We start from the raw sequence: 26541 nt of genomic DNA, 5'->3' as shown, positions 1-26541 counted from the left end.
ATTCAGTTCTCTTTACTTTGATAATCACCCCTTGGGATAACAACTGATGTCATTAAAAGGTGATTATCAGGTTAACAACACTACGTGAAATAGTATTGCTAACCCAGACTCATATCTATGTTGTTAAATAGTTCCTAATCCTTCGTCAGGTATTAGGTTCTGTATCAAACAGAAAAAAGAAATCGATTCCAATCTCTTGTTTCTGTTTATACTTTCTTTATTTATGTTATTTACAGCTTACTCTCGCGTTGTGGTGGAGCCAAGGAGAGTCGAACTCCTGACCTCCTGCGTGCAAGGCAGGCGCTCTACCAACTGAGCTATGGCCCCAGATGTTTGGTGGGTCTGATAAGACTTGAACTTATGACCCCCGCGTTATCAACACGGTGCTCTAACCAACTGAGCTACAGACCCTGAGCGAGGATAAAAGCAAAGCACTGCTTTGCTCCGAGCGCAAGAGACATTTCCTTAAAGGGAAATGGCTAAAAGCTCAATACCTTCTTATATTCTCATATAATTAGGCTTAGCCTCTTAAGCTAAAACGCTTAAACCAAAGAACAACTTGTTGTGGATTCTTACCAATCAAATGCTTCATTAAGGAGGTGATCCAGCCGCAGGTTCCCCTACGGCTACCTTGTTACGACTTCACCCCAGTCATCGACCACACCGTGGTGAGCGCCCTCAAACGTTAGGCTACCCACTTCTGGTGCAATCAACTCCCATGGTGTGACGGGCGGTGTGTACAAGGCCCGGGAACGTATTCACCGCGGCATTCTGATCCGCGATTACTAGCGATTCCTACTTCATGGAGTCGAGTTGCAGACTCCAATCTGGACTACGATAGGCTTTTTGAGATTCGCTTGCGCTCGCACGCTTGCTGCCCTCTGTACCTACCATTGTAGCACGTGTGTAGCCCTGGTCGTAAGGGCCATGATGACTTGACGTCGTCCCCGCCTTCCTCCAGTTTGTCACTGGCAGTATCCTTAGAGTTCCCACCCGAAGTGCTGGTAACTAAGGAAAAGGGTTGCGCTCGTTGCGGGACTTAACCCAACATCTCACGACACGAGCTGACGACAGCCATGCAGCACCTGTATCACAATTCCCGAAGGCACTCTCGTATCTCTACAAGATTCTGTGTATGTCAAGACCAGGTAAGGTTCTTCGCGTTGCATCGAATTAAACCACATGCTCCACCGCTTGTGCGGGCCCCCGTCAATTCATTTGAGTTTTAACCTTGCGGCCGTACTCCCCAGGCGGTCTACTTATTGCGTTAGCTGCGTCACTAAGGAATCAAGTTCCCCAACGACTAGTAGACATCGTTTACGGCGTGGACTACCAGGGTATCTAATCCTGTTTGCTACCCACGCTTTCGAACCTCAGTGTCAGTATGATGCCAGAAGGCTGCCTTCGCCATCGGTATTCCTCCAGATCTCTACGCATTTCACCGCTACACCTGGAATTCTACCTTCCTCTCACCTACTCTAGCCTGACAGTTTCAGATGCCGTTCCCAGGTTAAGCCCGGGGCTTTCACATCTGACTTATCAAGCCACCTACGCTCGCTTTACGCCCAGTAATTCCGATTAACGCTCGCACCCTCTGTATTACCGCGGCTGCTGGCACAGAGTTAGCCGGTGCTTATTCTGCAGCTAATGTCATCGTCCATGGGTATTAACCATGGAGTCTTCTTCACTGCTTAAAGTGCTTTACAACCAAAAGGCCTTCTTCACACACGCGGCATGGCTGGATCAGGGTTCCCCCCATTGTCCAATATTCCCCACTGCTGCCTCCCGTAGGAGTCCGGGCCGTGTCTCAGTCCCGGTGTGGCTGATCATCCTCTCAGACCAGCTACAGATCGTCGCCTTGGTAGGCCTTTACCCCACCAACTAGCTAATCCGACTTAGGCTCATCTAATAGCGCAAGGTCTTACGATCCCCTGCTTTCTCCCGTAGGTCGTATGCGGTATTAGCTTACCTTTCGGCAAGTTATCCCCCACTACTAGGTAGATTCCTAAGCTTTACTCACCCGTCCGCCGCTCGTCAGCAAAGAAGCAAGCTTCTTCCTGTTACCGCTCGACTTGCATGTGTTAAGCCTGCCGCCAGCGTTCAATCTGAGCCATGATCAAACTCTTCAGTTTAATCTTAAATGAAGTCTTTAACCTTTAAAGGAAGATGACTTCGAATCTTGGCTCATTTAATTACTAGCAAATTACTTTCGCATTCGTATGAATTAACTTGAGTTCTTTGCTGAAACTAAATGATAATAGTATTAGCATTCTGTCTTAGCAAAAATCCACACAAGTTGTTCTTTAGTTCGCTGTTAAATAGTTAGCAATCTGTCGTCCAGTATCGCTCAAGCCATCTATCATATCACAATCGGACACTCTGTCAAGCTTTTATTTTAATTTGTTTCTCAAGGTTAAAATCATAACTAACCAATTCGTTAGTTCGCTTGCCTTGTGAGGTGCGTATTATAGACGCTTAAATCTTGAAGTCAAGAAGTTTTTTTATTGTTTTTAAAGTTGTTTCAAATCACGCTTGGCAATTTAAACCCTTTAAAACGATCAGCGGCTTTCGCTGCCAACTTCCGTCCTTGTGGGGGCGTATTATAGAGAAGTTTGAGAGCAGGTCAAGCGTTATTAGCAAATTATTTGGATTAATTTTTAATAGGTTGATTTTGCTAGGTTTTTACCGAAGCAGTTTTTTGAAAATTAAGATTCTAAACTGTCAATCTTCGTCTAAACGCAATTATTTTCTGGATTGCTAGATTTCATATTGGAAATAATTTTTAAGAAAATAGCACAAACCCCAAGCATAAAAAAAGCCCCCAGCTCATGCTGGGGGCTTTTGAAAAGGGCGCTGACGATGACCTACTCTCACATGGCAAGTGCCACACTACCATTGGCGCGGCGACGTTTCACTTCTGAGTTCGGGAAGGGATCAGGTGGTTCCATCGCGCTGTTGTCGTCAGCAAAGGGGGTATAGATATGAGGTTGGTTGAGAACTTGGATTGAATCAAGCTTTTGGTGATATCGAATCAGACATACTATCTTTGATCTAGACAGCAACAAACCACTTGGGTGTTGTATGGTCAAGCCAAACGAGCAATTAGTACAGGTTAGCTCCACACATCGCTGCGCTTCCACACCCTGCCTATCAACGTCCTAGTCTTGAACGGCTCTTTAGGGAAATCTCATCTTGAGGTGGGCTTCCCGCTTAGATGCTTTCAGCGGTTATCCCATCCGAACGTAGCTACCGGGCAATGCCATTGGCATGACAACCCGAACACCAGCGGTTCGTCCACTCTGGTCCTCTCGTACTAGGAGCAGATCCTCTCAAATTTCCTACGCCCACGGTAGATAGGGACCGAACTGTCTCACGACGTTCTAAACCCAGCTCGCGTACCTCTTTAAATGGCGAACAGCCATACCCTTAGGACCTGCTTCAGCCCTAGGATGAGATGAGCCGACATCGAGGTGCCAAACACCGCCGTCGATATGAACTCTTGGGCGGTATCAGCCTGTTATCCCCAGAGTACCTTTTATCCGTTGAGCGATGGCCCTTCCATACAGAACCACCGGATCACTAAGACCTACTTTCGTACCTGCTCGACTTGTGGGTCTCGCAGTTAAGCGCGCTTTTGCCTTTATACTCTTTGAACGATTTCCGACCGTTCTGAGCGCACCTTCGTACTCCTCCGTTACTCTTTAGGAGGAGACCGCCCCAGTCAAACTACCCACCATACATTGTCCTTAGTGCTGTCACACTCAAGTTAGAACCCCAACATGACCAGGGTGGTATTTCAAGGTTGGCTCCACAAGAACTAGCGTTCCTGCTTCAAAGCCTCCCACCTATCCTGCACAAGTCAGGTCAAAGTTCAATGTAAAGCTGTAGTAAAGGTTCACGGGGTCTTTCCGTCTAGCCGCGGGTACACAGCATCTTCACTGCGATTTCGATTTCACTGAGTCTCTGCTGGAGACAGCGCTGCCATCATTATGCCATTCGTGCAGGTCGGAACTTACCCGACAAGGAATTTCGCTACCTTAGGACCGTTATAGTTACGGCCGCCGTTTACTGGGGCTTCGATCAAGACCTTCGCGTGCGCTAAGCCCATCAATTAACCTTCCAGCACCGGGCAGGCATCACACCCTATACGTCCACTTTCGTGTTTGCAGAGTGCTGTGTTTTTAATAAACAGTTGCAGCAGCCTGGTATCTGCGACTGCCAACAGCTCAAGAAGCAAGTTCTATCACCATCAGCAGCGTACCTTCTCCCGAAGTTACGGTACCATTTTGCCTAGTTCCTTCAGCAGAGTTCTCTCAAGCGCCTTGGTATTCTCTACCTGACCACCTGTGTCGGTTTCGGGTACGATTCGTTTATGACTATCGCTTAGAAGCTTTTCCTGGAAGCATGGTATTTGCCACTTCGCTGTACAAGTACAGCTTGCTATCAGATCTCGGTATATAAGTGACCGGATTTGCCTAATCACTCTACCTACATCCTTCCACCTAGATAACCATCACTAGGCTGGCATAACCTTCTCCGTCCCTCCATCGCATCATAAACAAGTATCGGAATATTAACCGATTTCCCATCGACTACGCCTTTCGGCCTCGCCTTAGGGGTCGACTCACCCAGCCCCGATTAACGTTGGACTGGAACCCTTGGTCTTCCGGCGTGGATGCTTTTCACACCCATTATCGTTACTCACGTCAGCATTCGCTCTTGTGATACCTCCAGCATGCTTTACAACACACCTTCACAGGCTTACACAATGCTCCCCTACCACTTGAAACAATTTTCAAATCCGCAGCTTCGGCTCCTAGTTTGAGCCCCGTTACATCTTCCGCGCAGGCCGACTCGACTAGTGAGCTATTACGCTTTCTTTAAAGGATGGCTGCTTCTAAGCCAACCTCCTAGCTGTCTATGCCTTCCCACCTCGTTTCCCACTTAACTAGGAATTTGGGGCCTTAGCTGGCGGTCTGGGTTGTTTCCCTCTCCACGACGGACGTTAGCACCCGCCGTGTGTCTCCCGGATATCACTCATCGGTATTCGGAGTTTGCATCGGGTTGGTAAGTCGGTATGACCCCCTAGCCGAAACAGTGCTCTACCCCCAATGGTGTTCGTCCGAGGCGCTACCTAAATAGCTTTCGGGGAGAACCAGCTATCACCGAGTTTGATTAGCCTTTCACCCCTATCCACAAGTCATCCCCTGGCTTTTCAACGACAGTGGGTTCGGTCCTCCGGTGCCTGTTACGGCACTTTCAACCTGCTCATGGATAGATCACTCGGTTTCGGGTCTATACCCTGCAACTACTCGCCCTATTAAGACTCGGTTTCCCTACGGCTCCCCTATGCGGTTAACCTTGCTACAGAATATAAGTCGCTGACCCATTATACAAAAGGTACGCGGTCACACCTCAAGGGTGCTCCCACTGCTTGTACGCACACGGTTTCAGGTTCTATTTCACTCCCCTCACAGGGGTTCTTTTCGCCTTTCCCTCACGGTACTGGTTCACTATCGGTCAGTCAGGAGTATTTAGCCTTGGAGGATGGTCCCCCCATCTTCAAACAGGATTTCTCGTGTCCCGCTCTACTTAATATGTCTCATCTAGAATTTAAAATACGGGACTATCACCCTCTACGGTCAGCTTTCCCACGCTGTTCTTCTATTCTAGAGTCAATCGGCTCCTCCCCGTTCGCTCGCCGCTACTTGGGGAATCTCATTTGATGTCTTTTCCTAAGGGTACTGAGATGTTTCACTTCCCCTCGTTCGCTTCATATACAAGTATATGATACCTAGCTTTTGCTAAGTGGGTTTCCCCATTCAGAAATCTCCGGATCACAGGATATTGCCGCCTCCCCGAAGCTTATCGCAGGCTGTCACGTCTTTCATCGCCTCTGACTGCCAAGGCATCCACCATGTGCGCTTCATTACTTGACCATACAACCCCAAAGGGTCTGTTTGTCTTGAATGATAACGATATCACCTATGTTTACGCTTGATTCAGTTCTCTTTACTTTGATAATCACCCCTTGGGATAACAACTGATGTCATTAAAAGGTGATTATCAGGTTAACAACACTACGTGAAATAGTATTGCTAACCCAGACTCATATCTATGTTGTTAAATAGTTCCTAATCCTTCGTCAGGTATTAGGTTCTGTATCAAACAGAAAAAAGAAATCGATTCCAATCTCTTGTTTCTGTTTATACTTTCTTTATTTATGTTATTTACAGCTTACTCTCGCGTTGTGGTGGAGCCAAGGAGAGTCGAACTCCTGACCTCCTGCGTGCAAGGCAGGCGCTCTACCAACTGAGCTATGGCCCCAGATGTTTGGTGGGTCTGATAAGACTTGAACTTATGACCCCCGCGTTATCAACACGGTGCTCTAACCAACTGAGCTACAGACCCTGAGCGAGGATAAAAGCAAAGCGCTGCTTTGCTCCGAGCGCAAGAGACATTTCCTTAAAGGGAAATGGCTAAAAGCTCAATACCTTCTTATATTCTCATATAATTAGGCTTAGCCTCTTAAGCTAAAACGCTTAAACCAAAGAACAACTTGTTGTGGATTCTTACCAATCAAATGCTTCATTAAGGAGGTGATCCAGCCGCAGGTTCCCCTACGGCTACCTTGTTACGACTTCACCCCAGTCATCGACCACACCGTGGTGAGCGCCCTCAAACGTTAGGCTACCCACTTCTGGTGCAATCAACTCCCATGGTGTGACGGGCGGTGTGTACAAGGCCCGGGAACGTATTCACCGCGGCATTCTGATCCGCGATTACTAGCGATTCCTACTTCATGGAGTCGAGTTGCAGACTCCAATCTGGACTACGATAGGCTTTTTGAGATTCGCTTGCGCTCGCACGCTTGCTGCCCTCTGTACCTACCATTGTAGCACGTGTGTAGCCCTGGTCGTAAGGGCCATGATGACTTGACGTCGTCCCCGCCTTCCTCCAGTTTGTCACTGGCAGTATCCTTAGAGTTCCCACCCGAAGTGCTGGTAACTAAGGAAAAGGGTTGCGCTCGTTGCGGGACTTAACCCAACATCTCACGACACGAGCTGACGACAGCCATGCAGCACCTGTATCACAATTCCCGAAGGCACTCTCGTATCTCTACAAGATTCTGTGTATGTCAAGACCAGGTAAGGTTCTTCGCGTTGCATCGAATTAAACCACATGCTCCACCGCTTGTGCGGGCCCCCGTCAATTCATTTGAGTTTTAACCTTGCGGCCGTACTCCCCAGGCGGTCTACTTATTGCGTTAGCTGCGTCACTAAGGAATCAAGTTCCCCAACGACTAGTAGACATCGTTTACGGCGTGGACTACCAGGGTATCTAATCCTGTTTGCTACCCACGCTTTCGAACCTCAGTGTCAGTATGATGCCAGAAGGCTGCCTTCGCCATCGGTATTCCTCCAGATCTCTACGCATTTCACCGCTACACCTGGAATTCTACCTTCCTCTCACCTACTCTAGCCTGACAGTTTCAGATGCCGTTCCCAGGTTAAGCCCGGGGCTTTCACATCTGACTTATCAAGCCACCTACGCTCGCTTTACGCCCAGTAATTCCGATTAACGCTCGCACCCTCTGTATTACCGCGGCTGCTGGCACAGAGTTAGCCGGTGCTTATTCTGCAGCTAATGTCATCGTCCATGGGTATTAACCATGGAGTCTTCTTCACTGCTTAAAGTGCTTTACAACCAAAAGGCCTTCTTCACACACGCGGCATGGCTGGATCAGGGTTCCCCCCATTGTCCAATATTCCCCACTGCTGCCTCCCGTAGGAGTCCGGGCCGTGTCTCAGTCCCGGTGTGGCTGATCATCCTCTCAGACCAGCTACAGATCGTCGCCTTGGTAGGCCTTTACCCCACCAACTAGCTAATCCGACTTAGGCTCATCTAATAGCGCAAGGTCTTACGATCCCCTGCTTTCTCCCGTAGGTCGTATGCGGTATTAGCTTACCTTTCGGCAAGTTATCCCCCACTACTAGGTAGATTCCTAAGCTTTACTCACCCGTCCGCCGCTCGTCAGCAAAGAAGCAAGCTTCTTCCTGTTACCGCTCGACTTGCATGTGTTAAGCCTGCCGCCAGCGTTCAATCTGAGCCATGATCAAACTCTTCAGTTTAATCTTAAATGAAGTCTTTAACCTTTAAAGGAAGATGACTTCGAATCTTGGCTCATTTAATTACTAGCAAATTACTTTCGCATTCGTATGAATTAACTTGAGTTCTTTGCTGAAACTAAATGATAATAGTATTAGCATTCTGTCTTAGCAAAAATCCACACAAGTTGTTCTTTAGTTCGCTGTTAAATAGTTAGCAATCTGTCGTCCAGTATCGCTCAAGCCATCTATCATATCACAATCGGACACTCTGTCAAGCTTTTATTTTAATTTGTTTCTCAAGGTTAAAATCATAACTAGCCAATTTGTTAGTTCGCTTGCCTTGTGAGGTGCGTATTATAGAGACTTTATTTTTGGTGTCAACAGCTTTTTTAAATTAATTGCAATTATTTTGCAAAAAGTTTGATTTGGGCGTATTTGACCTTATAAAGAGTAGGTTAATTGGTCGCTTGAAGCTATTGATTTGTAGTGTTCATTATCCAGTTTTGCTATAGTAGCTTTTTTTAAGATGTTGTCGTTGTTTTAGCGATATTCAGTTTTAGCAGTCTTACGGTCAAATGGTTGATGGTTGCAATCATCACTGCTAGCGGACGCAATTAAGGTGAAAAATTATGGTAGCGATTACTCTACCCGATGGTACGGTGAAAAACTTTGAGGGTCAAACGACGGTCATGCAGGTTGCCGAAAGTATCGGCGCAGGACTTGCCAAGGCGACGATTGCTGGTCGGGTCGATGGTCATTTGGTCGATGCGTGTGATCCGATTGTGGCGGATGCGCGGGTAGAGATTGTGACGGCAAAAGATGACGATGGGGTGGATATTATTCGCCACTCGTGCGCGCATCTACTCGGTCATGCGGTCAAGCAGCTGTATCCTGAAGTGAAAATGGTGATCGGCCCTGTGATTGATGAGGGCTTTTATTATGACATTTATAGTGAGACGCCATTTACGCCTGAACATATGGAAAAGATTGAGGCGCGGATGGTTGAGCTTATCAATCAAAACTATGATGTCGTCAAAAAAATGACGCCGCGCGATGAGGCAATCAAAATCTTTGAGGAGCGCGGCGAAGATTATAAGCTGCAATTGATCAATGATATGCCGGGTGAGGATGCGTTTGGCATTTATTATCATCAAGAATATATTGATATGTGCCGAGGACCACACGTTCCAAACACGCGCTTTTTAAAGGTGTTTAAATTAACCAAAATGAGCGGCGCGTATTGGCGTGGGGACGCGAAAAACGAGCAGCTTCAACGCATTTATGGTACGGCTTGGGCGGATAAAAAGCAGTTAAAAGCTTATATCACCCGCATTGAAGAAGCTGAAAAACGCGATCACCGCCGAATTGGCAAGGCACTAAACTTATTTCATATGCAAGAGCAAGCGCCAGGGATGGTATTTTGGCATCCAAACGGCTGGACGATTTATCAGGTTCTTGAGCAGTATATGCGCAAAGTTCAGATTGATAACGGCTATCAAGAAATCAAAACGCCGCAAATCGTGGACAGAACGCTTTGGGAAAAGTCAGGTCATTGGGGCAATTACGCAACCAACATGTTCACCACCGCAAGCGAAAGCCGTGATTATGCGGTAAAACCAATGAACTGCCCGTGTCACGTTCAAGTCTTTAACCAAGGGTTAAAATCCTACCGTGACTTGCCGCTACGAATGGCGGAGTTTGGTTCATGCCACCGCAATGAGCCGTCAGGGTCGCTTCATGGCTTGATGCGCGTTCGCGGCTTTACCCAAGATGACGCGCATATTTTTTGTACCCAAGCGCAAATTCAACAAGAGGTTGCCGATTTTATTAAGTTAACTTTGGCGGTTTATGACGATTTTGGCTTTAAAGACATCGAAATGAAATTGTCAACGCGACCTGAAAAACGTGTTGGTAGTGAAGAATCTTGGGATTTTGCTGAAAAAGCGCTCGCTGACGCGCTTGATAGCTCAGGGCTTGATTGGGAATATCTGCCCGGTGAAGGCGCGTTTTATGGTCCTAAAATTGAATTTAGCTTAAAGGATTGCTTAGGTCGCGTTTGGCAGTGCGGCACGATTCAGGTTGACCCCAATATGCCTGAGCGCTTAGATGCTGAATTTGTTAATGAAAATGGCGAGCGCGAAACGCCAATCATGCTGCATCGCGCGATTTTAGGATCGTTTGAGCGCTTTTTGGGAATGCTGATTGAGCATTATGCCGGCTGGATGCCCGTCTGGCTTGCGCCAATCCAAGTTGCGGTCATGAACATCACCGACAAACAAAGCGAAGCTTGTCTTGAAGTTACCGAGCAACTTAAAAACGCAGGACTGCGCGCCACGAGCGACTTGCGTAACGAAAAGATTGGCTTTAAGATACGAGAGAAAACATTAGAGCGCGTCCCTTATATGCTAGTATTGGGGGACAAAGAGGTCGAATCTGGCAGCGTCAACGTGCGAACCCGTGAAGGCAAAAATCTTGGTGTCATGAGCATTGAGGATTTTATAACTTTAGTGAACGCCGACATTGCGCAAAAAGGTCGACTAAATCAAAAAACAGATGAGGAGTAAGACCCATTAAACAGTCAAACCGTTTGAACATCAACGAAGATATCAGCGCTAAAGAAGTCCGCTTGGTCAAAGAAGACGGCGAACAATTGGGCGTGGTCGATATTGCCACCGCAATGAAAGCGGCGCGTGATGAAAACTTGGACTTGGTCGAATTGGTTCCTGACGCAAAGCCGCCTGTTTGTAAAATCATGGATTACAAACGCTATCTTTATGACCAAAAACAAAAGGCAAAAGAGGCGAAGAAAAACCAAAAGCAGACTCAGCTCAAAGAGATGAAACTGCGACCTGGCACTGAAGAGGCGGATTATCAGGTTAAACTTAAAAAGATTATCAGCTTTTTAGAAGACCAAGATAAAGTCAAAATCAGCATTCGCTTCCGTGGTCGTGAAATGGCGCACCAAGAAATTGGTCGCAAACAGCTTGAGCGCATCATTGAAGATACTGCGGACATCTCAAACGTTGAGCAGCCACCAAAAATGGAAGGTCGACAAATGGGAATGCTGCTTGGGCCTACCAAGAAAAAATAAGCGCTTGTTGACGTAAAAGTTTAACTGCGGTTATTGGATTACTTGCAAGCCACCAATTACTCATGGTGATTGGTGGCTTTTTTGCGCTTTTTAGGTCAGCTGATTGGGTTTTGGTTACCAAAAATTGGTGCGCGATTACAATTTAAGGCTTAAAGCTTTGATTTGGCTCAGCTACTCTTAGTTTAGAACGCTTAAAGGCTGAAGTTTACCCTTGAATATCAAGCCCGCCGCCGCAATAACGAAGCCTAACCATAATAATTAACAATAATTTAACGTCTGGTTTTAAATAAAAAGCGATTAAAAAAATTAAAGGACAACCTTATGGCGCAAGAATTGACTCCTCCGGATACTGCAAAATCTTCTGTCGTTGCGCTCACCCCGCCTGAGCCGGTAACGCAAGTAGCGACCAGTGAAGCTGACCAAATGGTGACGCTCAATAAAAATAAAATCCCTGAGCTTGATGCCAAAGTCTCAGCGTTTGTCAATCATGTGATTGCCAATCCGGTTCATAGCCCTGATTTTCAGCAAAATGTGCAATCCATCCACAATTTGGGCAATAAAGAAATCCGCGAGTCGGCGCAAGTGTCCAATCGAATGCTACAACTGCCCGCCAAAAGTATCGATGATGGCTTGTTTGAAAACTCCCCAATTGCCAAATCATTGACCGAGCTTCGCGGTATTGTTGAAGATTTAGACCCCAGTAAAAAACAGCTGACTCATTCGCGAAAGCTGTTTGGCATCATTCCTTTTGGCAATAAAGTTCAAGATTATTTTCGCCAATATGAATCGGCGCAGTCGCATATCAACGCGGTGGTGACCAGTCTTTACAACGGCAAGGATGAGCTGATTAAAGACAATGCCATGATTGAGCAAGAAAAAGTCAATATGTGGGAGCTGATGCAATCGATTCGGCAATATATTTATGTCGGTAAAAAGATCGATGCTGAGCTTGAGCGTAAAGTTGCTGATTTGGAAGCCACCGATCCTGAAAAAGCGCGAATCATTAAAGAAGAAATGCTGTTTTATGTTCGCCAAAAAAACACCGACTTTTTAACGCAATTGGCAGTAAATGTTCAAGGTTATTTGGCGCTAGATACCATTCGTAAAAACAATTTAGAGCTGATAAAAGGTGTGGATCGCGCAACGACGACGACCATTTCGGCGCTGAGAACGGCTGTGGTCGTCGCGCAAGCCATGACCAATCAAAAATTGGTGCTTGATCAAATTACGGCGCTTAATAAAACCACAAGCAGCGTCATTGAATCAACGTCAGCGATGCTCAAACGCCAATCGCTTGCCATTAATGAGCAGGCCACCAGCAGCACCATTGAGCTTGATAAGCTGCAAAATGCTTTTAACAATATTTATGAAACGATGGATATGATCAGTAAATATAAAGTTGAAGCGCTCGATAATATGAAGCAGACGGTTGAGAGCTTAAGTACCGAGGTTGATAAAGCGCAAAAATACCTCGATAAAGCGAATCAAACGACAGTGCTTGAGGTATCAAAAGAGCTTGAGACTTCAAGAATCACTGATGAGAGCAATTCTATTCAAATTTAAAGAGTAGAATTTAAACTAAAAAGACCGGAAAACTCCTAGCGCTTATCCAGATAAGCGTTAAGTAATCCTGACAGGATCGTGTTAAAATGACACGACTCAATAATTAATACAGACATGGTAATTTATGACTTGGAATGATCCAAACGCTCAAGCTGAAGCGCAAAAATATGACAATCCGATCCCAAGCCGCGAGCTGATTTTGACGACGCTTGGCGAGCATAGCGACATCACGCATCCAGAGCTTGCGGCTATTTTTGGTATCAGCGATCCGGATCAATTTGACGCGCTTGGCAACCGCTTAAAAGCCATGACGCGCGATGGTCAAGTTAACCGTGAGGGTCGACCTTACCGCTATCGCGTGGTCACCAAGCACGACGTGGTAACCGGAGTCGTATCAGCGCATGCAAAAGGTTTTGGCTTTGTCATTCTTGATGACATGCCCGATTTGTTTTTACATGAAAAGCAAATGCGCTGGGTCTTTAACGGCGATAAGGTCAACGCCATTGGCACGGCAACGGACAATCGCGGTCGCACCGAAGGCCGCATCGTTGAAGTGATTGAGCGCCAACAAAATGAATTTATCGGAACGCTTTCGGGTGATGATGACGGCTATTTTATTGAGCTTGGCAGTCCAAATTCGCATCAGCCGATTACGGTCACCGAAGAAAATGTTCAAGCGGTCAATGCCAAAATTGGCTTTCCGGTCAAAGTTGCCATCATCGATTGGCCAAATCAGCATGAGTTTGCCACTGGTAAAATCACTGAAGTATTAAATGATGACAATGACCGTGAATTGATTATTGAAACGACATTGCTCAACTACGATATTCCGGCAGAGTTTAGCCAAGCGGCGCTTGACCAAGCCAACAGCTACCAAGAACCCAGCAAAAAAGAGCTGGCAGGTCGCGTTGATTTGCGCGATATTCCGCTCATCACCATCGATGGCGAAGATGCTCGCGACTTTGACGATGCCGTTTTTGCCGAAAAACGCAGCGGCGGTAACTTTCGCGTTCTCGTTGCCATTGCCGATGTCAGCCATTACGTCACGCCAAACTCGCCGCTTGACCATGATGCCTTTGAGCGCGGAACGTCGGTTTATTTTCCGCACCGCGTGATTCCCATGCTTCCTGAAGTGCTGTCAAACGGGCTTTGCTCGCTCAATCCTGACGTTGACCGCTTATGTATGGTGGCTGATATTAAAGTCTCGCGCGCCGGCAACGTCACCGGTTATGAGTTTTATCCGGCGGTGATGCACTCGCAGGCAAGGCTGACTTATAACCAAGTGAATGCTTATTTTGACAATCCAAAAGACGACAGCATTCCTAAGTCATTAACCGGAAATAAAGCGGTTAAAAAATCGGTCGATACGCTGCATCAGCTTTACGAATTGCTATTGAAAAAACGCGAAGAACGTCACGCCATGGAATTTGAGACAGTTGAAACGTTAATCGAGTTTGATGAGGAAGGCGGGATTAAAGACATCGTTCCAAGAACGCGCGGCGATGCTCATAAACTGATTGAAGAGTGTATGCTGCTTGCCAATACCAGTGCGGCAAACTTTGCCTTAAAAAATGAGCTTCCCGTGCTTTATCGCAACCATGATAAGCCAGATAGCGAAAAATCGCTTAAAATCCATGAGTACGCCAAAAACTTTGGCTTAAGCTTCCCACAAGAAAGCCCAACGCAAGCGGATTATCAGCGTATTATTGAGGCGACTAAAGACCGCCCTGATGCGGTGAGCATTCACAGTATGCTTTTGCGCTCAATGATGCAAGCAAACTACGCGCCTGATAACATCGGTCATTTTGGCTTGGCTTACGACGAGTACAGCCACTTTACCTCGCCAATTCGCCGCTATCCGGATTTGATGCTGCATCGTGCCATTAAAGCCAAAGTCACGGGAGCCAAGCAGCCGGTGATGAACTTTAACTTAGTGGAAGCCGGAACGCAAACCTCCGATACCGAGCGCCGAGCCGAAAAAGCCTCCCGCTTTGTTGAATCGTGGCTCAAATGTCATTACATGAAAGACCACATCGGTGAAGAGTTTGACGGCGTTGTCACTACGGTGACCAATTTTGGCTTATTTGTCACCTTAACCGATTTATTTATTGATGGCTTGGTGCATATTTCTAACGTTGGCGACGATTATTTCGTCTTTGATGAAAAGCAGCAGCAGCTTATTGGTCAAGATTATGGCAAAATCTTTGGTCTTGGTGACTTGGTTCGGGTAAAAGTTGCTGGCGTGAACATGGACTTATTGCAAATTGATTTTGAATTGGTTGCTAAACTCCAATCAAGTCAAATGAACCAATCAAAAAAAAAGCGCAAACGCAGCCATGATAAAGTAGATAAAAATGATAAGCCTAAAGGCAGAAAAGGCTAATTTTATTGCTTTAAATAAAATCTGCTTAACCTAAAAAAGCTCACAACATTGTGGGCTTTTTTATGGCAATTAAGTTTTGAAAATTTTTAAATGAAAAATTATTCTTGGTCAGCGGCGGCAAGTTGCTGCTCGCTTTGCTGTTCAGCGGTGTTAATTTTGCGATTGGCGTCATCAAGAATGGCTTTTGGCTGCTGACCAAGTGGCGTATCATTTTGCGCCACCGTTGGCGCGTCAGACTGGGCGGTTTCGCTTAACATTGCGGTTCGCTGACTGTTATGGCGCTGATTGCTAATGAGGTTAAATCCGGCAAGCAGAACGATGGCAATAAGGCTTGCAATAATAATCGGCTTGATTGGCATTCATTTATCCTTGAACAACGATAATTTAGTCTTCTCAGCGTTGTTGCAGGATTCATGCCGAGTTTTGAACGCCCCTTTTGTTCATTCTTGCGGACTGTTTTTATTGAGCAAATCGGTTTCGTTGGGCGCGTTGGCAATTTCTTCATCGACCTTTTCAAGCAGCCTATTGTCCGCACTGGCATCAAGAACTTCAGCGGCATTTTGGCAGCTGAGCACTTGCTTGGCGCGGGCTCGAGCTTGCTGCTTGGCTTGGTCATCAAGCGTTTGCGCCTCAGTCGTTAAGGGTGTTGATAAGTCTTGTTTTGACCATTGCTCAAGCGATTTTTCAAGGCTTTTATTAAAGCGCAAGCGGTAAATTGGCTCTGGTAAATTAAAGCCTTCATTTTCAATGGCATGCTTGGCTTCGCGAATGGCAATGCTGCGGGCTTTGGTAAAATCGGTCGTCGATTGGTTGACCCAAACTAAAAATTCCAAAACCGTACTGGCGTCGCCGACCTCAACAATAATGGCAATGGCTTTGGGCTTTTCAAGGACAAAATCAAGCGCTTTGATGGCATCAAGACCAACTTTCATCGCCGCAAGCGGGTCATCATTGCTATTGATACCAAGGCGAAAGCTAAATCGGCGCTCCGGATTTTTGGTGAAATTTAAAATCGTCCCTTTAAACACTTCAGCGTTTGGAATCCGCAGTTGGTTGCCATCAAGGGTCATCAAAATGGTGGCTCGTGAGGTTAGGCGAACCACAATGCCTTCTTGACCATTGATTTTGATGTGGTCACGGGCGCGAAAGGGTTGCCGAATACTGAGCATCAAGGAGGAAATATAGTTTTCAATGGTATCTTTAATGGCAAAGCCAACAGCAATGCCAATCACCCCTGCGCCGCCAAGCAGCGTTCCTAAAATGGTTTCCGCGCCAATTAAGCTCAATGCTAATATCAAACCTAAAATGATAAAGACAATTTTGACCAGCTGCGAGACGACTTCGGCAACAAAAGGATTGGGCGTAATTCGCTGCCAAAGCGCTTGCCGATTTGATAGCCAACGCCCAAATCCTGCCACCAAAATAAATAAAATGAGACCAACAATGAGCAGCGGTAACGCCTTAATCAGCGTTTGCAATTGATGTTTTAAGCCATTAAATACCGTTGAGACGTTATCTTGAACGTCAAGGGTTCGGCTGATTCGGTCCTCAACAGTGACCACATCAGTTAAGCGGTTGGTGATATTGATGGCTTGTTGGGCTTTTTTTTCGTTGGGGGTTTCGCCGCCTAAGCGAACCACGCCTTTACTGACCTCAATGGTGACCGCTTGCAAGCCGTCGATTTCAGAAAAAATGCCACTGATGCGGTTTTTAATGTCTTGGTCTTTTTGCGGACTGGGCAGGGTTTCGATTTTTTCATTGTTGGTGGACTCGCCGCTGATGACCGGCAAGTTGCGCTCAGCTTTGGCGTCTTTGGTCGCAGGAAGCGGAACCCCAAGGGCGGCGGCGGTGTCGGAGATGACATCATTTTCGGCAAAGGCAGTTTTTGGCAATACGGTCATTAAGCTTAGGATAACTACCCCTAAGCTAAGCCATGATGCCAAAAATTTAGCCGTCAGCGCGCCTTTTTTCATAAGGTCAATTAATTATTTAGGTCGTTATTCACGGTCTAAATAGCTTTGCGCCTCACCCAAATCAAGCGTCCCTTCATAAATGGCGCGACCAGTAATAATGCCTTCAAGCTCGGCACCAAAAGGCTTGAGCAATTTAATATCTTGCATGTCGGTGACGCCGCCTGAAGCAATAACCGGCAAGCCACCTTCACGAGCTAAATTGACGGTTTGCTCGACGTTCACCCCTTGCATCATGCCATCGCGGGCAATGTCGGTATAAACGATGGAGGAGACGCCCACATCAGCAAAGCGCTTGGCAAGCTCGGTGGCGCGGGTGTCGGTGACGTTTGCCCAACCGTGAGTTGCCACCAAGCCGTCTTTGGCATCAATGCCGACGATGATGTGACCGGCAAACTCGCGGCAAGCCTCAGCCACAAAGTCAGGGTCTTCAACCGCTTTAGTGCCGATGATGATGTAGGTCAGTCCGGCGTCAATATACTGCTCGATGGTTGCCATGGTGCGAACGCCGCCGCCAAGCTGAATCGGCAACTTTGGGTAGGCTTTGGCAATGTCTTGAACCACGCGCTTGTGAACAGGAACGCCATCAAACGCACCGTTTAAATCCACCAAATGCAGTCGGCGCGCGCCTTCTTTGACCCAGCGCGCTGCCATCGCTACCGGATTGTCCGAAAATACGGTGTCGTCTTCCATCCGACCTTGCTTTAGGCGAACGCATTTGCCATCTTTTAAATCAATAGCCGGAATAATCACTGGCGCTTTAGTCATACCAAACCCTTATTTTATCAATATAGACATAATGTTTTTTATAAAAGTCAAAAAAATTTACTAATTATTTCAAGCAATTGCCAAGCCTCTGACCAACTGGTATGAGGTTAATTTCTTACCTTTGGTTGCAAAAAATACGTTTGAAGTTGCTAACAAACTGGCAATTTTAGGTTAAGTTAGCGTATAATCTTTAGGAAAATTTGTACGAAAATGCGTTAAAGTAGTCGTTATTGTGTCGTTTTGCATCCTTTTTGTAAGGCTAAATCTGCTTAAAATGACTTTTTTAGCGGGTTACAAATTTTAATTGTTACAACAATGATGGCTTAGGGCTTATTTTGCCTGATTTTGGTCAAAGCTTCAATTGAGAAAGTCGAGGTAAACTAAATGCCGTCATCATCTTGGTAGCCAGTCACCTTTTGGTTATGGATTAAGACATTAACGTGTTGTTAAGGAGTCTAAGGTCAGCGTTAATATTCTTATTTGCAGTAATTTTTAAGCGAAACTTGTCTTAATGGGCTGATCAGTCAAGCCATTGAGCGCCGCTTTTGTCTATTACTGAGTCATACCATTCAAGGTCGATTGGTATCGTTTTAGACTATGGACTAAGTTTTCGCTTATGATTACCATTAAAAAAGGTCTGGATTTGCCGATTAGCGGTGAACCCTCCCGCGAGATCTTTGAGCACAGACCTGCTCAAGTCGCCCTGATTGGCTATGATTTTGTAGGGATGAAACCTACCATGAATGTCAAAGAAGGCGATGTGGTCGCTAAAGGTCAGCCTGTTTTTGAAGATAAAAAACGGGTCGGGGTCATTTATACCGCGCCTGCCGCCGGAAAAGTGGTCGCCATCAATCGCGGCGCTCGCCGAGTGTTTGAAAGCTTGGTGATTGCGGTCGACCCAAACGGCGACGAAATCACCTTTAATCAGTTCAATTCCCAAGCGCTTGCTGACCTTGACGCGCAAACGGTTGAATCTCAGCTCATCATTTCAGGCGAGTGGACGGCGTTTCGGACGCGCCCGTTTAGCCGAACTCCTGATATTGGCGCTCGCCCCCATGCTATTTTTGTCAACGCCATGGATACCAATCCATTAGCCGTTGACCCCATGCTGCTTATCAATGATGAATTAAATGCGTTTAATGATGGCTTAGCGGTATTATCTACCTTAAGCCCAAAGACGTTCGTTTGTCATGAAGCCGCAGCCAATTTGCCAAAAATCACCAAAACTGCGCCCAATAATGTCACCGAATATCACAGCTTTGCAGGAAAGCATCCGGCAGGGCTTGTTGGCACGCACATTCACTTTTTGCATCCAATTGCTCGCGGGGTGAGTGTTTGGACAATTGGCTATCAAGACGTGATTGCCATTGGTAAATTATTCACCACCGGACGGCTTTATACCAAACGCTTAGTCAGCCTTGCAGGACCTTCGGTCAAAAATCCGCGATTGGTTGCCACTGAGCGCGGCGCGAATATCGTTGCTCTTGCTAACAATGAGCTGATCGCCGGTGACAATCGTTTAATTTCAGGATCGGTGCTCTCGGGTCGTAAAGTTGCAAGAAATACCGAATATTTAGGACGTTTTCACGACCAAATCAGCGCTCTGACTGAAGGCTATGAGCGCCCTGCATTTCACTTTTTAAGTGCCGGAAGCAACCGTTTTTCAAAACTGCCCATTTATGTGTCGCAGTTTTTTAGCCGCAAAAAGTACAATTTTACCACCTCAACCAATGGCTCACCGCGAGCAATGGTGCCAATTGGTACGTTTGAGGAGGTGATGCCGCAAGATTATTTGCCGACTCAGCTTTTGCGGGCGCTGATTGTCGAGGACATCGTCACCGCTGTGGATTTAGGCGCGCTTGAGCTTGATGAAGAGGATTTGGCACTTTGCACCTTTGTGTCACCGGGAAAATATGAGTTTGGCGACATTTTGCGCGACAATTTAACGCGAATTGAGCTTGAGGGCTGATGACGATGAAATTTTTACACAATATGTTCGACAAAATGGAACCATCGTTCAGCAAAGGCGGCAAGCACGAAAAATATTATGCCATCTATGAGATGTTTGATACCTTTTTGCGCCAGCCAAGCTCGACGACGTTCGCCTCTTCGCACGTTCGCGATGGTATTGATTTAAAACGGATTATGATTACCGTTTGGCTTTGTACGTTTCCGGCGATGTTTTGGGGAATGTATAACATCGGTCATCAAGCCTTAACCGCCATTGCCCAATTGGGGCTTCAGCCTGAAGGTTGGCGAACGGTGATAACCTCGATGGTTGGCTACAATCCAGACAGCATTTGGGCGTGCTTTGTTTATGGCGCGATGCAGTTTTTACCGATTTATGCGGTGACCTTTTTGGTGGGGATTTTATGCGAAATCATCTTTGCGGTGGTTCGCGGTCATGAGGTCAACGAAGGCTTTTTTGTCACCTCGGTGCTGTTTGCGTTATGTTTGCCGCCGGATATTCCACTTTGGCAAGTGGCGCTTGGGATTACCTTTGGCGTGGTTGTTGCCAAAGAAGTCTTTGGCGGCACGGGCAAAAACTTTCTTAACCCTGCCTTATCGGGTCGCGCGTTTTTATATTTTGCCTATCCTGCGTATATGTCAGGCGACTCCATTTGGACGGCGGTTGATGGTTTCTCAGGTGCCACGCCTTTAGGGCTTGCTGCGCTTGGGGTCCCTCCTGATAAATTCACCGATGCTTATGGCAATGCCATCACTTGGACAGATGCGTTTTTAGGCAATATCCAAGGCAGTATTGGCGAGGTGTCCACCCTTGCTATTTTAATTGGCGCGGTATTTTTGCTTTGGACGCGGATTGCGTCATGGCGGATTATGGCAGGCTGCGTGGTCGGCTTGATTGCCACCTCACTGGTATTTAACCTTGTTGGCTCTGAAGAAAATTTGATGATGAACATGCCATTTTATTGGCATTTGGTGCTTGGCGGCTTTGCGTTTGGGGCGGTATTTATGGCAACCGACCCAGTATCGGCGGCGCATACCAACAAAGGTCGCTGGGCTTATGGCATTTTAATTGGCTTTATGACGGTGCTGATCCGCGTGGTCAACCCTGCCTTCCCTGAGGGCATCATGCTGGCCATTTTATTTGCCAACTTGTTCGCTCCGCTTTTCGACTATTTTGTCACCCAAGCCAACATCAAACGCCAAACGGCACGGAGGATGCGCTATGTCCAAGCCCAAAAGTAACAATATGAAAACCATCAGCGTGGCGCTCGTGCTGTGCTTGGTGTGCTCAATATTGGTGTCGGCGGCGGCGGTGGGACTCAAGCCTGCCCAAGTCGAAAATGCGCGCCTTGACCGCAATAAAAACATCTTGGTCGCAGCCGGCATGTTTGATGCCGAAAAAGACACCAACGCCGATGTGGCAAAACGCTTTGAAGACTTTAAGGTTGAAATTGTCGATTTAAACGCCGGCAATTATTTGACCGATGAAGAACTTAAAAAAGTGGGCATTCCTGACCGCAATGCTTATGACGCAAGTCAAGCAACCAAAAATAAAGCATTAAGCGAAGATTTGGGCGCCAATGACCCTGCCAGCATCGGTCGTAAGCCCAAATATGCCAAAGTTTATGTGAAAAATGACGCGTCGGGAAATCCTGAATTGGTCGTGCTTCCCATTCAAGGTTACGGGCTTTGGGGCACGATTTATGGCTTTTTGACTTTGGAGAGCGATTTAAACACCATCAAAGGCATCAGCTTTTACGACCATAAAGAAACCCCTGGTCTTGGGGCGCTGATTGAAGAGCCAAAATGGCGCGCAATGTGGCATGGCATTCACTCTTACGATGAAAATGGCAATGTCGCAACCGGCGTCACCAAAGCGGGTAACCCCAAAGACAACTGGGTCGATGGCATCAGCGGCGCCACCTTAACCAGCCGCGGGGTCAGTAATATGATTCAGTTTTGGCTTGGCGACCAAGGCTACAAGCCGTATTTGGACTATTTGCGCAAGCAAAGCGGCACTAGCTTAAATAAAGACAGCAGATCAAGTCAAAATCAAGCAGCGACTCAACCAAGCAACGAGCATCACGCTCAAGGCAAGGAGGCAACTCATGGCTGATACTAAGGGCATTTTACTGACGCCCATTTTTGACAACAATCCGATTGCGCTGCAAATCCTTGGGATTTGTTCGGCGCTTGCGGTCACCACAAGCGTCGCTAACGCTTTGGTGATGTGTGTGGCGCTAACGCTGGTCACCGCGTTTTCAAGCTTTTTTATCTCCATTATCCGCAAAAATATCCCATCGAGCATCCGAATTATCGTTCAGATGACGATTATTGCCTCCTTAGTTATCGTTGTTGACCAAATCTTAAAAGCGGTCGCTTATGACGTGAGTAAAGGCTTATCGGTATTTGTGGGGCTTATCATCACCAACTGTATCGTGATGGGTCGCGCGGAAGCGTTTGCCATGAGTAACCCGCCAATCTCAAGCTTTTTAGATGGCATTGGTAACGGCATGGGCTACTCGGCGGTATTGTTATTTGTTGCCAGTATCCGCGAGCTTTTGGGTGCAGGAAGCTGGTTTGGCATTACCCTTTTGCAGCCGACGACAGATGGCGGTTGGTATTTGCCAAACGGGCTATTACTGCTGCCACCATCGGCGTTTTTTATCATTGCGCTGTTTATCGTTATTATCCGAATTTGGAAGCCTGAGCAGGTTGAGGAGGCAGAATTTGTCATCAAGCCGCAATCTAAAGGCATGGTTCAAGGGGGCGGTCACTAATGGGACATTACGTCAGTTTATTTATTACCTCCGTTTTCATTGAAAACATGGCGCTGGCTTACTTTTTGGGGATGTGTACTTTTTTAGCAGTTTCCAAAAAAGTATCGACCGCCATCGGTCTTGGCATCGCGGTGGTGGTGGTGATGAGCATCACCGTACCTTTGAACAATTTATTGTATCAATTTATCTTAAAAGACGGCGCGCTTGCTTGGGCAGGCTTCCCTGATATTGATTTAAGCTTTTTGGGGCTACTGAGCTATATCGGCTTGATTGCCGCAGTGGTTCAAATCTTGGAGATGTTCCTTGATAAGTTTGTGCCAAGTTTATACAACGCGCTTGGCATCTTTTTGCCACTGATTACGGTCAACTGCGCCATCATGGGCGGGGTATTGTTTATGGTTGAGCGCGATTATCAATTTGGCGAATCGGTGGTTTACGGGGTTGGCGCAGGACTTGGTTGGGCAATTGCGATTACCGCGCTTGCTGGCATCAGAGAGAAGCTCAAATACTCGGATATCCCAGCACCCCTTCGTGGTCTTGGGATTACCTTTATCACCGTAGGACTGATGTCACTTGGCTTTATGTCGTTTGGCGGGATGTCCATTTAAACAAGCTTTCATTTATTTATAGATATAAATTAAGGATACATTCATGGATTATGCTACGGCGATTGGTGGCGTTGCCATGTTCACGGTGATTATCATGAGCTTTGTTGCCATTATTTTGATGGCGCGCTCAAGATTGGTCAGCTCAGGTGACGTGACCATCCATATCAATGATAATCCCGACAATGACGTGGTGACCGCAGCCGGCGGTAAGCTTTTGCAAACCTTGGCAAGCGAAGGCATCTTTTTGTCGTCGGCTTGCGGTGGTGGCGGAACTTGTGCTCAGTGCCGCTGCCGCGTGATTGAAGGTGGCGGCTCGATTTTGCCGACCGAAGAAGGTCATTTTACCCAAGGCGAAATCCGCGACCATTTGCGCTTGGCGTGTCAGGTAGCCGTCAAGCAAGATATGAAAATTGAGATTGACCCTGAGTTTTTTGACGTTCAAAAATGGGAATGTGAGGTCATCTCCAACGACAACGTGGCGACCTTTATTAAAGAATTGGTACTTAAAATTCCTGAAGGTGAAGCGGTCAATTTCCGCGCCGGTGGTTATGTTCAATTAGAAGCGCCGCCGCACGAAGTTCACTATAAAGACTTTGATATTGCGGAAGAATACCGCGAAGATTGGGAAAAATTTGGCGTCTTCAAATACGTGTCCAAAGTCGATGAGCCGGTGGTTCGCGCCTATTCAATGGCAAACTACCCTGAAGAAAAAGGCATCATCAAGTTTAACATCCGTATCGCCAGTCCCCCACCACGCGGCGGCGATGGCATCCCACCGGGTAAAATGTCATCTTGGGTGTTTAGCTTAAAACCGGGGGATAAAGTCACCGTTTCAGGACCTTATGGCGAATTTTTTGCCAAAGATACCAACGCTGAAATGATCTTTATCGGCGGCGGCGCTGGCATGGCACCGATGCGATCGCACATTTTTGACCAGCTAAAACGCATCAATTCCAAGCGCAAAATCAGCTTTTGGTATGGCGCGCGCTCGATCCGCGAGATGTTTTACGTGGAAGATTACGACTCGCTTGAAAAAGAGTTTGATAACTTTGAATGGCACGTGGCGCTCTCCGACCCGCTCCCTGAGGACAACTGGGAAGGCTACACCGGCTTTATTCACAACGTGCTTTATGAAGAATATCTCAAAGACCATCCAAACCCTGAGGACTGTGAGTTCTACATGTGTGGGCCTCCGGTTATGAACGCGGCGGTAATTGACATGCTGCATAGCCTTGGCGTTGAAGATGAAAATATCTTGCTTGATGACTTTGGCGGCTAATTTTTAAAATTAATACGATTAAAAATAATATTGGAAATAAAACAACGGAGCGTCAACGTCAGCATTGGCGCTCTTTTTTTTATTTTTTTTTGACTTAGGTCATCGTTATGAAAAATTTTTCAATAAAAACTGCTTTGGTAAGTTTTACCCTTGCTACCACTTCCCTACTCAGCGCTTGCCAAAAATCCCCTGAATATCACTATTTAACGGGGGAAACCATGGGAACCAGCTATCATATCAGCTATCAGTTGCCAGACGGCGTGAGCGAGGCGGCGATTCAAAAGGAAGTTGATGATCGCTTGGCGCAAATTAACGCCAGCATGTCCACCTACATCGATGAGGCAACCATTTCCAAATTTAACCGCTTGGGTAAAAATACGCCCATCACCATTGACCCTGATTTTAGCCATGTGCTAAACGTCTCAAGGCAAGTGTATCAGCAGTCAGGCGGGGCGTTTGACCCAACGGTGATGCCGTTGGTGGAAACTTGGGGCTTTGGTAAAACCATGACCGTTGAGCGTTTGCAAAGTCCGCCATCCAAAGAGGAAATCGCCAAAGCCAAAGCCTTGGTTGACTTTGATGCCGTCATTCAACAAGACAACGCCATTTATAAATCCAAAGATGGCGTGAGCCTTGATTTTTCAGCGGTGGCAAAAGGCTATGGCGTTGATGTCATTGCTGAAGTTCTTAAAGACAGCCACAACATCCACAATTATATGGTTGAAATCGGCGGCGAGGTGGCAACGTCCGGCGTCAATCAACAATTAAAACCGTGGCAAATCGCCATTGACGCGCCCATTGTCGGCAGTACGGTCAGCAAACGGCAAACCATCGCCTCCATCCGTCAGCCAACCTCGCAAAATAACCAATTGCATTTGGCAACGTCCGGCAATTACCGCAACTCGGTGATGTTTAACAATCAGCGCTTTAGCCATACCATTGACCCAACAACCGGCTCGCCCATTGCTGGCGGCGCGCCCTCAGTGACGGTCGCCGCAAAATCAGTGGCGCTAGCTGATGCTTGGGCAACCGCGCTTACCGCCATGCCGTATGAAAAGGCGCTAAAAACCGCCCATCAGCAACACATTGCCGCGCTATTTATCATTCATGACGCGACAAAATCGGGCGAGGATGACCTTAGCGACTGGCAGGTGGTCGAAACGGCGGCGATGAAACAACTGCGAGCGGATAAAAAACTCTAATTTTAGCTGTCTTAAAAGGAATACCGCGATGCTGGGATGAATTTTTTGCCGCCTCTGTGAGATTACGAACAGCAAGTAAAAAAATTTATCCCAGTTGAGCGTCTTTAAAAATAGCAACTATTTTAACTATAGCAAAATCAAAGCTTTGTAAGCCCGTTAAGACGCGCCAGCCAAATTTTGCTATAATATCAGATATCATTAAATAACCGCGAGGTTACCTTATGCTTAGCCAATTACTTGTTATGCTTGCCATCAGCTTTGGGGTGTTTTTGCTGTTTTTTATCTTTATGGGCATCGGCTATATGGTAAAAAAACAGCCGCTAAAAGGCTCTTGCGGCGGGGTGGCGGCATTGATGGGCGACACCCATTGTCAATTTTGTGGCAATGACCCGAACAAATGCGAATCGTTAAAAGATGAGCAGCAACAAACGGCGCTAAAAGCGGCCGAGCTTGGAACACCTGCTAAGTAAGTTCCCAACCGAGAATTTTTACGGCTAACGCTTAAAAGTCGTTTATACGGCGGTTACTATTTGCTGATACTATCAGGCAGATATTGACCTTATAATGCCGTTAAGTCTTAGTTTATAAGCTTGGCATTATTTAGCCTTGTTGCTGAGCTGCTGATTTCTTATTGTGGTTTCTTAATCTGACCTTAACGTTTATTTTTAAGTTAAGGGCTTTTAATCGTCTAAAACGTGTGCCGCGATTGCTTATTTTAAGTCGCAGCAATACAATCTATTGTCTTTTAATACCAATTGGTATTCTGTTTTGGGTTGGGTTTTTGCAGCCACCTGCGAATCCTTGGCCTGTCCTTTTTT

15 protein-coding genes, 4 tRNA genes and 4 rRNA genes are annotated in these 26541 nt (G+C 46.7%); 12 read left to right on the top strand and 11 right to left on the bottom strand.

Translation table 11 applies throughout. From position 1 onward, the window contains the following. Positions 1-251: 251 nt before the first annotated feature. The 8 genes from ACZ5XY_RS06180 to ACZ5XY_RS06145 all read right to left on the bottom strand — a co-directional run bounded on the left by ACZ5XY_RS06180 (position 252) and on the right by ACZ5XY_RS06145 (position 8132). Positions 252-327, bottom strand: a tRNA-Ala gene (locus tag ACZ5XY_RS06180). Positions 328-334: 7 nt separating this feature from the next. Beyond that, positions 335-411 (bottom strand) — tRNA-Ile (locus tag ACZ5XY_RS06175). A gap of 181 nt (positions 412-592) precedes the next feature. Further along, positions 593-2132 (bottom strand): 16S ribosomal RNA (locus tag ACZ5XY_RS06170). A 719-nt stretch (positions 2133-2851) separates the two neighbouring features. After that, a 5S ribosomal RNA gene (gene rrf / locus ACZ5XY_RS06165) occupies positions 2852-2966 on the bottom strand. Positions 2967-3081: 115 nt separating this feature from the next. Next, positions 3082-5939 (bottom strand): 23S ribosomal RNA (locus ACZ5XY_RS06160). 312 nt (positions 5940-6251) lie between these two features. Beyond that, positions 6252-6327, bottom strand: a tRNA-Ala gene (locus tag ACZ5XY_RS06155). Between the two features lie 7 nt (positions 6328-6334). Next, positions 6335-6411, bottom strand: a tRNA-Ile gene (locus ACZ5XY_RS06150). Positions 6412-6592: 181 nt separating this feature from the next. Then, positions 6593-8132: ribosomal RNA gene (locus tag ACZ5XY_RS06145) — 16S ribosomal RNA — on the bottom strand. The 16S, 23S and 5S rRNA genes sit together here with 4 tRNA genes alongside, the layout of an rRNA operon. A gap of 608 nt (positions 8133-8740) precedes the next feature. On the opposite strand from ACZ5XY_RS06145, the gene thrS reads away from it, so the two are divergent. From thrS to rnr, 4 genes are all read left to right on the top strand, one after another. Beyond that, positions 8741-10675 (top strand): threonine--tRNA ligase, encoded by a 1935-nt coding sequence (thrS, locus tag ACZ5XY_RS06140; protein ID WP_464739937.1) that lies wholly within the window; start codon positions 8741-8743, stop codon positions 10673-10675. A 23-nt stretch (positions 10676-10698) separates the two neighbouring features. Continuing rightward, positions 10699-11202: a translation initiation factor IF-3 gene (gene infC / locus ACZ5XY_RS06135; protein ID WP_464739936.1), complete on the top strand. Its 504-nt coding sequence runs from the start codon at positions 10699-10701 to the stop codon at positions 11200-11202. A gap of 321 nt (positions 11203-11523) precedes the next feature. Then, positions 11524-12765, top strand: a complete 1242-nt coding sequence (locus tag ACZ5XY_RS06130; RefSeq protein WP_464739934.1) for a toxic anion resistance protein — start codon at positions 11524-11526, stop codon at positions 12763-12765. Between the two features lie 124 nt (positions 12766-12889). Then, positions 12890-15148: a ribonuclease R gene (gene rnr, locus ACZ5XY_RS06125; protein WP_464739932.1), complete on the top strand. Its 2259-nt coding sequence runs from the start codon at positions 12890-12892 to the stop codon at positions 15146-15148. Positions 15149-15246: 98 nt separating this feature from the next. On the opposite strand, the gene ACZ5XY_RS06120 is transcribed toward rnr, so the two are convergent. From ACZ5XY_RS06120 to hisA, 3 genes are all read right to left on the bottom strand, one after another. Further along, complete coding sequence (locus tag ACZ5XY_RS06120) at positions 15247-15507, bottom strand: hypothetical protein (protein WP_464739930.1); 261 nt, start codon at positions 15505-15507, stop codon at positions 15247-15249. An 81-nt stretch (positions 15508-15588) separates the two neighbouring features. Further along, the gene (locus ACZ5XY_RS06115) at positions 15589-17049 is read right to left on the bottom strand and encodes a mechanosensitive ion channel domain-containing protein (protein WP_464743795.1); all 1461 of its coding nucleotides are present in this window, start codon (positions 17047-17049) and stop codon (positions 15589-15591) included. Positions 17050-17145: 96 nt separating this feature from the next. After that, on the bottom strand, positions 17146-17886 hold the full coding sequence (gene hisA / locus ACZ5XY_RS06110; protein ID WP_464739928.1) for a 1-(5-phosphoribosyl)-5-[(5-phosphoribosylamino)methylideneamino]imidazole-4-carboxamide isomerase: 741 nt from the start codon (positions 17884-17886) through the stop codon (positions 17146-17148). Positions 17887-18502: 616 nt separating this feature from the next. Here hisA and ACZ5XY_RS06105 point away from each other — a divergent pair. The 8 genes from ACZ5XY_RS06105 (at position 18503) to nqrM (ending at position 26193) form a co-directional block, all read left to right on the top strand. Further along, positions 18503-19855, top strand: coding sequence for a Na(+)-translocating NADH-quinone reductase subunit A (locus ACZ5XY_RS06105; protein WP_464739927.1), 1353 nt, complete (start codon positions 18503-18505; stop codon positions 19853-19855). Between the two features lie 5 nt (positions 19856-19860). Further along, a complete protein-coding gene (locus ACZ5XY_RS06100) occupies positions 19861-21096 on the top strand; it encodes an NADH:ubiquinone reductase (Na(+)-transporting) subunit B (protein ID WP_464739925.1) in 1236 nt (411 codons plus the stop codon). Further along, entirely contained in the window at positions 21077-21970 is an 894-nt protein-coding gene (locus ACZ5XY_RS06095; RefSeq protein WP_464739923.1) for a Na(+)-translocating NADH-quinone reductase subunit C, read from the top strand. Before ACZ5XY_RS06100 ends, ACZ5XY_RS06095 begins: the two co-directional genes overlap by 20 nt. Beyond that, complete coding sequence (locus tag ACZ5XY_RS06090; protein WP_464739921.1) at positions 21963-22634, top strand: NADH:ubiquinone reductase (Na(+)-transporting) subunit D; 672 nt, start codon at positions 21963-21965, stop codon at positions 22632-22634. Before ACZ5XY_RS06095 ends, ACZ5XY_RS06090 begins: the two co-directional genes overlap by 8 nt. Next, a complete protein-coding gene (gene nqrE, locus ACZ5XY_RS06085; RefSeq protein ID WP_464739919.1) occupies positions 22634-23242 on the top strand; it encodes an NADH:ubiquinone reductase (Na(+)-transporting) subunit E in 609 nt (202 codons plus the stop codon). The genes ACZ5XY_RS06090 and nqrE overlap by 1 nt, the downstream gene beginning before the upstream one ends. A gap of 43 nt (positions 23243-23285) precedes the next feature. Next, positions 23286-24521, top strand: a complete 1236-nt coding sequence (gene nqrF / locus ACZ5XY_RS06080; protein WP_464739917.1) for an NADH:ubiquinone reductase (Na(+)-transporting) subunit F — start codon at positions 23286-23288, stop codon at positions 24519-24521. Between the two features lie 107 nt (positions 24522-24628). Continuing rightward, positions 24629-25723 carry an FAD:protein FMN transferase gene (locus ACZ5XY_RS06075; protein WP_464739915.1) on the top strand — a complete coding sequence of 365 codons (1095 nt, stop codon included), beginning with the start codon at positions 24629-24631 and terminating at the stop codon, positions 25721-25723. Between the two features lie 221 nt (positions 25724-25944). After that, positions 25945-26193: a (Na+)-NQR maturation NqrM gene (gene nqrM, locus ACZ5XY_RS06070; RefSeq protein ID WP_464739913.1), complete on the top strand. Its 249-nt coding sequence runs from the start codon at positions 25945-25947 to the stop codon at positions 26191-26193. Positions 26194-26541 lie beyond the last annotated feature (348 nt).

The sequence above is a fragment of the Psychrobacter sp. GTC18467 genome, assembly GCF_055397455.1.
Note: the sequence above shows the minus strand (reverse complement) of the source record. Positions and strands in the feature narration are given on the sequence as shown.